10 protein-coding genes and 1 pseudogene are annotated in these 10660 nt (G+C 37.1%); 8 read left to right on the top strand and 3 right to left on the bottom strand.

Translation table 11 applies throughout. The features are described from left to right. Positions 1-166: 166 nt before the first annotated feature. The 3 genes and pseudogenes from WYK_RS07420 to WYK_RS07430 form a co-directional block, all read left to right on the top strand. Positions 167-1942 (top strand): annotated as a pseudogene (locus tag WYK_RS07420) (family 65 glycosyl hydrolase domain-containing protein); the annotation flags it as partial. After that, the gene (locus WYK_RS07425) at positions 1935-2606 is read left to right on the top strand and encodes an FAD-dependent monooxygenase (protein ID WP_051387370.1); all 672 of its coding nucleotides are present in this window, start codon (positions 1935-1937) and stop codon (positions 2604-2606) included. The pseudogene WYK_RS07420 and the gene WYK_RS07425, both read left to right, overlap by 8 nt. A gap of 60 nt (positions 2607-2666) precedes the next feature. Then, positions 2667-3596, top strand: a complete 930-nt coding sequence (locus WYK_RS07430) for an alpha/beta hydrolase (RefSeq protein WP_040373906.1) — start codon at positions 2667-2669, stop codon at positions 3594-3596. Positions 3597-3676: 80 nt separating this feature from the next. Here the strand turns inward: WYK_RS07430 and hpaB are convergent, their stop codons facing one another. Together hpaB and desA are read right to left on the bottom strand one after the other, a co-directional pair. Then, on the bottom strand, positions 3677-5113 hold the full coding sequence (gene hpaB, locus WYK_RS07435) for a 4-hydroxyphenylacetate 3-monooxygenase, oxygenase component (RefSeq protein WP_040373907.1): 1437 nt from the start codon (positions 5111-5113) through the stop codon (positions 3677-3679). 197 nt (positions 5114-5310) lie between these two features. After that, positions 5311-6324 carry a Delta(5) desaturase DesA gene (gene desA / locus WYK_RS07440; protein ID WP_040373908.1) on the bottom strand — a complete coding sequence of 338 codons (1014 nt, stop codon included), beginning with the start codon at positions 6322-6324 and terminating at the stop codon, positions 5311-5313. Between the two features lie 307 nt (positions 6325-6631). Between desA and WYK_RS07445 the strand changes: the two genes are divergently transcribed. The 5 genes from WYK_RS07445 to WYK_RS07465 all read left to right on the top strand — a co-directional run bounded on the left by WYK_RS07445 (position 6632) and on the right by WYK_RS07465 (position 10177). Continuing rightward, positions 6632-7135 carry a flavin reductase family protein gene (locus WYK_RS07445; protein WP_040373909.1) on the top strand — a complete coding sequence of 168 codons (504 nt, stop codon included), beginning with the start codon at positions 6632-6634 and terminating at the stop codon, positions 7133-7135. Between the two features lie 154 nt (positions 7136-7289). Next, positions 7290-7619, top strand: coding sequence for a thioredoxin family protein (locus tag WYK_RS07450; RefSeq protein WP_326238729.1), 330 nt, complete (start codon positions 7290-7292; stop codon positions 7617-7619). Between the two features lie 209 nt (positions 7620-7828). Then, the gene (locus WYK_RS07455; RefSeq protein ID WP_051387371.1) at positions 7829-8644 is read left to right on the top strand and encodes an MBL fold metallo-hydrolase; all 816 of its coding nucleotides are present in this window, start codon (positions 7829-7831) and stop codon (positions 8642-8644) included. Between the two features lie 136 nt (positions 8645-8780). Then, entirely contained in the window at positions 8781-9614 is an 834-nt protein-coding gene (locus WYK_RS07460; protein ID WP_040373911.1) for an STAS domain-containing protein, read from the top strand. 134 nt (positions 9615-9748) lie between these two features. Continuing rightward, on the top strand, positions 9749-10177 hold the full coding sequence (locus WYK_RS07465; RefSeq protein ID WP_040373912.1) for a cell wall hydrolase: 429 nt from the start codon (positions 9749-9751) through the stop codon (positions 10175-10177). Between the two features lie 59 nt (positions 10178-10236). On the opposite strand, the gene WYK_RS07470 is transcribed toward WYK_RS07465, so the two are convergent. Then, positions 10237-10497, bottom strand: coding sequence for a hypothetical protein (locus WYK_RS07470; RefSeq protein WP_040373913.1), 261 nt, complete (start codon positions 10495-10497; stop codon positions 10237-10239). Positions 10498-10660: the final 163 nt, after the last annotated feature.

The raw sequence follows: 10660 nt of genomic DNA on the forward strand, positions 1-10660 counted from the left end.
TGTTCATTAATTTAAGCAATAGCAAGGAAATTTGCGTATTTTTTTTAAAAAAATAGAAAGTTTTGTTAAGGCGATTGACAACGCAATCGTTTGCGTTTAAACTTGCACTATAAAAGAAAAGTCAGCATTTTTAGCATGGAATTGACAGTATGAGGAGGAAATAATAATGGCTAATAACCGATTATTTGAGGTAGATGAATGGAAGATTCGGACGAATCATTTAGATAAAGAAAATAGAAGATTACAAGAAAGCTTAACGAGTATTGGAAACGGATACATGGGGATGCGGGGGAACTTCGAAGAGCAGTATTCTGGAGATCATCATCAGGGCAGTTATTTAGCAGGTGTTTGGTATCCGGACAAAACGAGAGTAGGATGGTGGAAAAATGGCTATCCTGAATATTTCGGTAAAGTCATAAATGCAATGAATTTTATTAAAGTAGATTTGTTCATTGATGGAGAAGTTGTTGACTTATTTACGGATACCATCATGGATTTTACTCTAGAGCTCGATATGAAGCACGGAATTTTGACCAAGAGCTATCTAGTAGAAAAGAATGAAAAGCAAGTTCGTGTAGAAGTGGAGCGGTTTGTTAGTTTAGATCAAAAAGAACTATGTGTAATCAATATGAAGGTTACTAGTTTGTCAGATTCCGTACATTTACGCCTTGTGCCCACATTGGATAGTCAAGTGAAGAATGAAGATGCCAACTACGAAGAAATGTTTTGGCTTCCAGTGGCAGCTTACTCGAATCAGTTAGTCGTGGAGACCAAACCAAATGATTTTGGTATAGAGCAATTCAGAGTTGCTGCAACAATGACGAACCGTGTGACTCATTTAGAGAACACTGGAAGTTTGGTCACTCCAATGCAAGTTAACGAAGTTTTTGAAGGAACGATAAATGTTGGTGAAACAGCGGCAATTGAAAAATTGATTGTCTTAACTACTTCGCGTGACGGTGAAATCGAGTCAGTCGGTGAACGAAGCAAAGAAATCAGTGTAAAGGTTAGTGAACAAAGTGTTGACGAACTGCGAGTACAGCATGAATCATTGTGGCTTGAGCGTTGGAAAAAAGCTGATGTAGTTATAGGCGGAGATGCGGCAGCGCAACAGGGAATCCGTTTCAATTTATTCCAATTGTTTTCTACTTATTACGGGGAAGACGAACGTTTGAATATCGGACCAAAAGGATTTACCGGGGAAAAATACGGGGGAGCTACTTATTGGGATACTGAAGCCTATGCGGTGCCGTTGTATTTAGCTTTAACTGATCAATCGGTAACGAAAAACTTATTAAGCTACCGACACAATCAGCTCTCAGGAGCAGAACATAATTCCCGTCAGCAAGGATTAGATGGTGCGCTGTTTCCAATGGTGACTTTTACTGGAGTGGAATGCCACAATGAGTGGGAAATCACCTTTGAAGAAATACATCGTAATGGAGCAATTGCTTACGCAATCTATAACTATACGAATTATACGGGAGACAAAGAGTATCTTATCGATAAAGGATTGGATGTATTGACGGGGATTAGTCGTTTTTGGGCGAGCCGTGTACATTATAATTGTCAAAAAGATCAATACATGATGCACGGTGTAACTGGGCCTAATGAATATGAAAATAACGTTAACAACAATTGGTACACCAATAAAATGGCTATCTGGACATTGAAATATACACTTGCTTCATTAGAGTTAGCTCCTGAGAAGAAACTTGTGTTAAATCTAACAGATGAAGAATTACGAAAATGGCAAGAAATTATTGAAAAAATGTACTTCCCATATGATGAAGAACGGGGTATTTTCATTCAACATGATACGTTCCTCGATAAGGAGCTGCGTCCTGTTACAGATTTGGATCCATCAGATTTACCGCTCAACCAAAAATGGTCATGGGACAGGATTTTACGATCACCGTTTATTAAGCAAGCTGATGTACTTTGCCAACGGAAAGACTATTGAAGCTGATCTAGTCATTGCAGCTGACGGAATCCGATCACCGATCCGCAATCAAGTATTGAATCGACACGAACCTGTCTATTCAGGGTATCTTGCCCATCGTGCTTTAATCTCTACAAGAGCTGCATTGGGGATGGCTTCACAGGACAATGTCCTGCGTATCTATGTAGACGGCTATAATTCAGTCTATTTCATGCCATTAGAAGGACGAGATCAAGTGTCTGTCGATGTCACCGTCCCTGGAAAGTTTGCACGCCGTCCGGAAGTAACAAAAAAAGAATTGATGGAGAGTATTACAGGTTTCGGTCCTACTATCCAAAAAGTGGTTGAAAATATGGATATGAAACAGGTTGTCACGCGTCCATTGTGTGACCTTGAACATGTGGAAGAATGGAGTACTAAATGTGTAACTTTGATTGGGGATGCTGCTCACGCCATGCTGCACAACCAAGGTCAAGGTGCGAATATGGCCATTCAAGATAGTGGAGAATTAGCAGAAACAATTGCTGAATCCGTAACCATAGAAGAAGCCTTGCAAAAATACGAAGAGAAACGTAAACCCATTACGAGACTTTACCAGGATTTATCTCGTCTATTCCCAACGGATAAAGCTGAGACTGCTTTCCCTGAAAAAGCGCACTTCTAAAAAGTGTGGAGAAGGTCATTAAGATTAGCAACCAGTTATTAAAAAAAAGGAGGTTTTAAGATGCCTGTCCATCCTGAAATAAAAAAGATATTGGATACGATACCGGAATCTAATCCACACAAAAGAATCATACCGGAAGAACATAGAAAAATATTTGATGCACCGATTTTACCTGTTGATAAACGGGTGCAAGTTTATTCGGTAGAAGAAAAAACCATACTTACTTCAGAAGCTGAGATACGAATTAGAATTTACACGCCAGAGGAAGGGGAAGCGTATCCACTGCTCATGTATTTCCATGGCGGTGCCTTTTTCTCAGGGGATTTAGAAAGTCATGATGAAATTGTTCGGCCGATATGCAGGGAATCAGGCTATAAAGTAATTGCTGTTGAGTATCGTCTTGCGCCTGAGCATCCTTTTCCAGCCCCATTAGATGATTGTTATCAGGTTACGAAATGGGCTGTGGAGCATGGGAATGAATTAAAATGGGACGGGAAGAACCTTGCCCTTGCAGGTGATAGTTCTGGAGGGAACTTAGCAGCGGCTGTTTCTCTGATGGCTCGTGAAAAACAAGAATTTACGATTACTAAGCAAGTATTATATTATCCTTCTCTAGATCTTGACTTTAGTGAATTTCGGTATCCGTCATTAATAGAAAATAGAAAAGGGTATTTCGTGGAGAGTGATACCTTAGCTGAACATAATTCCTTCTATTTAAAAGGACAGGTAGATACAGATCATCCGCTTGTTTCACCCATTAGAGAAGATAATCTAGAAAATCTTCCAGCTGCACTTGTCATTACCGCAGAATATGATCCGATGCGGGATGAAGGGGAACTATTTGCGAAAAAGTTAAAAAAAGCAGGTGTACATACTGAAACAATCCGGTATGAAGGAGGTACACACGGCTTCTTAGGGAAATTCACGCATTTGGCTGAATTAAGTGATGTGTACCAACGTACAAGTTCTTTTTTAAAAAAAGAACTGTAATCCCTTAATTTGGTACAAATAGAATTGTAGAGAAAAGTAACATTTTCTCTACAATTTTTTATGGAAGTCGGATAGATACTTCACTCTTGTTTCTCCAAAAAGTGTTGAACACGCTTAACATAAGGTGTTTTATCGTATGATAAATAGACCTGACTTGATAGTTTGATTGGATCACCGAAGAAAAATCTCTCATACAGTGTTTCACGCGTACCAAATGAACTCATCGTTAAATCCCAGGCTAATCGAAAAATCTTAATGCGGTCCTCAGCATTTTTTGCCTTGGCTTGTAAATAATGATTCAAATCCTTTCTCAAATTTTGATAGGTATTTCCTGTTGGAATCGCCATTAGTCCACTTGCACCTAATAAATGAATGATTTCAGTAAATCTTGGGTAAATTTTTGGAAACAAACTGATCGCAATTTGAAGAGACGTTTGATCTGGCCGCATAAATCCTAATTCATCAATTTCGGCTTCCATTTCAGATTTAAGAAGCAAAGCTTTCATTGTCTCTAAGGCCACAATAATTTCAGAAGCTTTCTCTTGCACGTGTTGATACTCAATAATATTGATCGTTTCGATAATGGATTGCACAACACCTAACACAAATTCTAGTTTTATGATTCGTCTACAAACAACTTGGTGTATGGTAAAAGCTGAAAAGGAGTTAATATTCATAAAAATATTAGATACTTCTCTGTTATTATAATAAAAAACTCGGTCCCATGGGACTAGTACATTGTCGAAAATAACGATAGAATCCATTTCCTCATATCTAGCGCTGAGTGGATAGTCAAAAGTAGAGTCTCCCCCAACAAATGAATCTCGGCAAACAAATTTCAGGTTTTTTGTATTACTAGGAATCGTAAAGGCAAACCCGTTCTCATCTGCTTCAAGGCCTGCAGTTGATACCACTAATAACTCATCGGTTATTCCTCCTTGTGTTGCCAGTAACTTAGCACCCTTTATAACAATTCCTTTTTCCGTTTCTGCTATTACTTTTGCTGAGATGGGTTCATCCGCACTTTCAAAGTAAAATTGTGATCGATTTACCTGAGGATTAATAAAGGTATGTGTTAAAGATAAGTCGTGTTCTCGTGCATACTCATAATAGTTTGTTACATTTTCCGGAAAACAATTTCGTTGTCCTTTTAATAAATCTGCAGAACTAGCTAAGGCCATTAATACTGTATTCATATAATCTGGACTTCTACCCATCATTCCGTTACTGAATTTCGCCCAGTTTTGAATCATTTTCCTTCTTTTAATTAGATCATCTCGTGTCTTTGGCTGTAAGTAAGACAGACCTACAGGTTCGCCCGTTAAAGGTGATGTGTAAGTCATTGGTTTTAATTCATCCGCAAACTGTAAGTCATATAAGGCAGCTTGGCTTTTCATTACTCCTTTGAAAGCTGGGTGTTCAGAGATGTTCCCTTCCACAGGTTTTCCATCAATCCACACATTTGATCTCAGCTGGTCAATCCGTTGAATATAGTCTGTACCGTTTATAGCCGGCATAAGTACACCCCTAATGGTTAGTCACTTTTTGTAGAAGGGGATATCACGTTAAAATATCTCCTTTGAACTATTTTTAATTTATGTAAAGTACCCAGATTGGTGAAAACAATATTCTATAAGGGGATGTAAACGAACAAAGAAAAAAAGCTTTCACTCCGATTGTTTCAGAGTAAAAGCTTTTAAAGTCTTCTATATAATTATGCGACAGCATTTTTCAGTAATAAATGCTTGACCTCACCGAAAGTAACGAATCGTTTATTTTTTTCATCATACAATTTGTAGCGTAATGACTTAAGACTTAATTTGATATCAACTGTTGTCGCCATTTGAATGGGCGGAGTTGAATCATGCGCTTTTTCTAAATTGTAATTAGGGACTCTAGGGCTTAAATGATGTACATGGTGGAATCCAATATTACCGGTTACCCATTGTAGTACTTTAGGAAGCTTATAGTAAGAACTTCCTTCAATAGCTGCCTTTACATAATCCCATTCACTTTCATCTTCAAAATAAGAATCTTCGAAGGTATGTTGAATATAAAATAACCAAATGCCTAGTGCTCCAGCAATAAACATGGTTGTTCCTTGGACAATTACAAATGACTGCCATCCAATCGCCCAAATTAAGAGAGCATAAAGTAGTACAATACAAACATTGGTTAAATACGTATTGTTACGTTCTTTCTTACGTGCGTCTTTTCTATTGAAACGGCTTGATATTAGAATTAAGAAGATAGGACCTAAACCGAACATAACTAAAGGATTCCGATACATCCGATATTTAAAACGTTCCCATTTCGATGCTTCTACATATTCTTCAATGGTCATTACCCAAATATCGCCGACACCGCGTTTATCTAGGTTTCCACTAGAAGCATGGTGAATGGAGTGTTCCCGTTTCCATTTTTCAAAGGCGAACAAAGTCATGATGCCTGTAAAGGTTCCGACTATCGCGTTTGCTTTTTTATTTTTGAAGAACGATCCGTGGGTACAGTCATGGAAGATTATGAACATACGTATAATGAAACCACTAGTTACAGCTGATAACGCAATGGTTAGTAAAATAGATATGTCTAAAGCTTGATACGCTAAGAACCAAAACAAAATAGCTGGTGGAATTGTATTTACCAATTGTCTAACGCTCGCTTTTACATCTGCTTTTTCAAAGGGTGCAACAAATTTTCGTAGTTGTGCTGTTTTTTCTTTGCTCATGTTTTCCTCCTTTAACAGGCTCTTCAGCCTGAAAACCTTATTAAATTTAGTATAAAGCAAAAAGGGTATGACTATTAGTCATACTTGTCAGTTGATACACATGACATATGTCATATATTTAGGTGGAAATACGATGTGACAGCTTGTTAGCGGGGGCAGTTAATTACACTAGAGGGTGGGCACGATTGAACTGGATAGGCAGGAAAAGACTGAAAATAAAAATTAGAATTTTAAACGTTTTATTAGGTAATTGATCGCCATACTTGGTATGATTATAAAATCAAACACTTAAAGGGGATTGTTAGAAATGAATTCTAATACTGAACAAGTCGCACGTTTTAAAGAGGTTTTGGGAAACTATCCTACAGGAGTTACCGTTGTAACAACTGCTGATGAGAATGGAACACCTGTTGGTTTAACGGTTAATTCATTTGCTTCTGTTTCGATTGATCCTTTGCTTGTTTTGTGGTCGATTGATCGTAAGGTTTCTTCTTTTGATATTTTCCAAAATACCGATAAATTCGCTATTCATACATTAGCTGACGATCAGGCTGAAATTTGCACGTTGTTTGCCAGCAGGGATATAGATCGTTTTGCAAATTGTGAATGGAATCTTTCAGAGCATGCTCTGCCAATAATCTCAGGATCTTACGGCGTTTTACAATGTAAAACATTCAAAAAAGTGGATGCAGGCGATCATTTGATTTTAATTGGTGAAGTAATCGATATTGAAGTTGAAAAGAAGGAGCCATTACTTTATCATAAAAGAAAATTTGGGAAAATTCCTGAAGAATTTTATGTAACAAAATAATATGCCTGGTTGAACCTTAATTTAAAGGTTCAACTTTTTTATTTGTCCCTTTGAATCAAAAGCTCAGAAAAATCATTATTTCAGTGTAGATGGATTAAGATGAAACAGATACAATGATATAATTAGAATAGAATGTTATAGTAAGAATGCAAAATTGGAGGAGAAGAATATGAAAAAAATTAATACAGTTCAAGAATTTAACGAACAAATTGGACAAGATGAGCTGACAGTTGGGATATTTACAACGACTTGGTGCCCAGACTGCAAACGGTTAGATTTATTTATTGATGAAGTAACAGAAGAACATCAAGATAAACAATGGTTCACAATCGATCGTGATGAATTCCCAGAAATATCTGATCAACAAACTGTTATGGGGATTCCATCATTGTTGGTTTATAAAAATGGTGAAAAAATCGCTCATCTGCATAGTGCGAATGCTAAAACGCCTGAACAAATTAAAGAATTTCTAAGCAATATATAATGAATGATTTGGGATACCAAGGACTGCCGAGATAAATTCGGCAGTCTTTTTTTGAGTTGTTAAATAACTGCGCTTTGACGGAAAGAGATTTTTAGAAAAATATTCAATAGAAACTGAATATTCATTCATTTTATGGTAAACTAGTTGTATAAAAATGGATCGTCAAAGGAGTGAAAGGCAATTATATTTGAAAAAAATTTGAAGAATCAATGAAAAAAGGTGTTCACAGTGGTAATGGAAAATCGGCCTTTCAAAACATCCGCTTAAATGTTCACTGTTTTGTTGTAGATGGGATATTAATTGATACAGGCGCCCAATCACTTGCCAAGGAATTTAGACCCTTTATCGAAAGGCAAGATTTTGATCAAGTGTTGATTACTCATTATCATGAGGACCATACAGGATGTGCGGCGTATGTTCAGGGCATAGGAAAACCAATATTTATGAATGAATTATCCATTCCGTATTGTCGAACCAAGGCGGACTATCCACTGTATCGTAAGATGTTTTGGGGCAAGCGACGTCCTTTTGCGGCTGAACCAATTGGTGAAACGATCACATCTCGTACGGCTGTATGGGATGTGATCGATACACCAGGACATGCGAAAGATCATAAAGCATTTCTGAATAGAGAGACAGGACAGCTATTCACCGGTGACCTGTATTGCCAAGAGCGTACGAAGGTTGTACTACAAGAAGAAAGCATTCCAACACTGATTGATTCGTTGAAGCGCGTTCTTACTTTTGACTTTGATGACGTGTTTTGCTGTCATGCAGGGCTGCTTGAGGATGGAAAAGGTGCGCTGAGAAGGAAGCTCGATTACTTACTTCATTTACAAGATAAAATTCTAAAATTGCACGATGAAGGTAATACAGTGAATGAAATCAATGATGTGCTTTTTCCAAAAAAATACCCAATCACTCGATTTTCGTCAGGTGAATGGGACTCACTTCATATTGTAAACTCGGTCATAAATGAGCGTGCGGGAGTTACAACAAATCGAACTAAGCTGGAAGAACGTTAAAGGAGCACATTCCTTTGACGTTTTTTTGACTAGACTGCTTTTGTTCTGAACTAGATATAGGATAGACTTATGGTATATTATAAAACTACGTCTTATTACTAAAACAAAGTTTTAAAGTTAGGAAGAGGGAATTAATTTGTCATCCATTAATCAACAACTTTATGAGTACATTATTAGTCATTCAAGTGATATTACAGAAGTATGGTTTAAGGAGAAAAGGAAATTTTCTGGTCCTTTTTATTCTAACAACCACAATCCTGAAATAGACCATGTTTTGCGGGAACAGCATGCTTTAACCATTAAGACCATTGCACATACATTTCTTGAAGAGAGTACTCTTTTTAATGAAAAGTTATTAATTTGGGGCGAGTCTGTTGCACAAAGCAGGATTGATTATAACGCTCCCATTCATGATGTGTTAGAGGCTTTGAGTAAAACTAGAGCGGTTATTTGGACATATGTGGAGCGATTTATTAACCTGCAAACTGAATCTGTGACACTTAAGCAAATTCTTAACTGGAGTTCATTATTTAATTCGAATTTTGATCAGTTAATCCATCATTTTACCGAAAGATATTATGTACTGTCTAGAAATCAATTAGCCGCACAGCAATTGTTAATTACTGAATTGAGTACACCTGTAATTCCACTTGTTGATGGAGTAGCTGTGTTACCAATTGTCGGAGATATAGATGCTTACCGTGCCAAAACCTTTTTGGAGATTGTGCCGCAAAAATGTTCAGAAATGGAGATAAATAAACTTTTTATTGACGTATCTGGTGTATTAATCATGGATACAAGAGTAGCCAACGAAATGTTTAAATTAATTCAAATCCTTAGTCTGCTTGGAATAGAAACATACATATCAGGTATTTCCCCAGAAGTTGCACAAACGTCGATTCAATTAGGACATAATTGGAGTGATGTTCCAACATATAGTACATTGAAACAAGCATTAGCGAAAAATTAGACATCGCTAACTAATAGACGGGACGATTCCTCGTTTCATGAGTTTACGCGGTTATTGCCCACAGTTCCCTTATGATTTGTCATCTTCTAGGCATCGTGGAATAGGATAAAGGATGAATCATCGGGGGTGAGCAGATGGCTGTTGTAAAAGCTAGAGATTCTGATATTGATTTAATGGCAAGGTTACTGAGGGCTGAAGCAGAGGGTGAAGGAGACCAAGGAATGTTGATGGTCGGAAATGTGGGAATCAATCGAATCAGAGGAGATTGTTCCGACTTTAAGAACATCAGAACCATTCCTCAAATGGTTTACCAAGAACATGCCTTTGAAGCCGTTCAAAAAGGCTATTTTTATCAGCGACCACGAGAAAGAGAAAAACGGCTTGCTCGTCGTGCTATTAATGGAGAAAGGCTATGGCCGTCTAAATATAGTATGTGGTATTTCAAACCTCAGGGGGACTGTCCTGCGACATGGTATGGTCAGCCGCTTGTCGGACGATACAAACAACATTGTTTCTATGAACCGACAGGGGAAGAATGTGAGGCCATTTATAATACATTTTAAAAAGAACGATTAAAAGCTGGCAAATCAGCTTTTAATCGTTCTTTTTTGGTGCGGTTTTTTCATTTAAATAGTCTTAATCTAGGCAAAATGGGTTCGAGTAATTCAACTGCAATATATTCCATCTCCAAACCAAGGCAATGCTGTGCTTCGAACTCTATGGATCTTGCCTTTTCTGGTTCATTGCAAAAAATGAAAGAAATAATCCCGTTTTCTTCACGTAAATCCATATGTTTAAACATAATATCATGCTCGATTAAAAATGCTTCAAAGACATCACATAACTCATAAAGACTCTCTTTATTGACTGTTGTAAATATCATTATGAACAACTCCTCAAGAATTAGAATAATAAGTAACAATGTATGCTCTAAATAGTTTTTCAAAATGGTCAGTATCGGTATATTCTAACATTAATTTTAATAGAATTAGGTATGTATCTACTAATTTTTTAAAACACTCTTTTATATGGTGGTTATTCAATAT

The organism is Peribacillus psychrosaccharolyticus ATCC 23296 (genome assembly GCF_000305495.1).
In the GTDB taxonomy this organism is placed as follows: Bacteria; Bacillota; Bacilli; order Bacillales; family DSM-1321; genus Peribacillus; species Peribacillus psychrosaccharolyticus.

Coding starts and splice junctions, on each gene's coding strand:
- WYK_RS07445 (WP_040373909.1), top strand. CDS start 6,632: ATGAATTCTAATACTGAACAAGTCGCACGTTTTAAAGAGGTTTTGGGA.
- desA (WP_040373908.1), bottom strand. CDS start 6,324: ATGAGCAAAGAAAAAACAGCACAACTACGAAAATTTGTTGCACCCTTT.
- WYK_RS07425 (WP_051387370.1), top strand. CDS start 1,935: ATGTACTTTGCCAACGGAAAGACTATTGAAGCTGATCTAGTCATTGCA.
- WYK_RS07470 (WP_040373913.1), bottom strand. CDS start 10,497: ATGATATTTACAACAGTCAATAAAGAGAGTCTTTATGAGTTATGTGAT.
- WYK_RS07455 (WP_051387371.1), top strand. CDS start 7,829: ATGAAAAAAGGTGTTCACAGTGGTAATGGAAAATCGGCCTTTCAAAAC.
- WYK_RS07465 (WP_040373912.1), top strand. CDS start 9,749: ATGGCTGTTGTAAAAGCTAGAGATTCTGATATTGATTTAATGGCAAGG.
- hpaB (WP_040373907.1), bottom strand. CDS start 5,113: ATGCCGGCTATAAACGGTACAGACTATATTCAACGGATTGACCAGCTG.
- WYK_RS07430 (WP_040373906.1), top strand. CDS start 2,667: ATGCCTGTCCATCCTGAAATAAAAAAGATATTGGATACGATACCGGAA.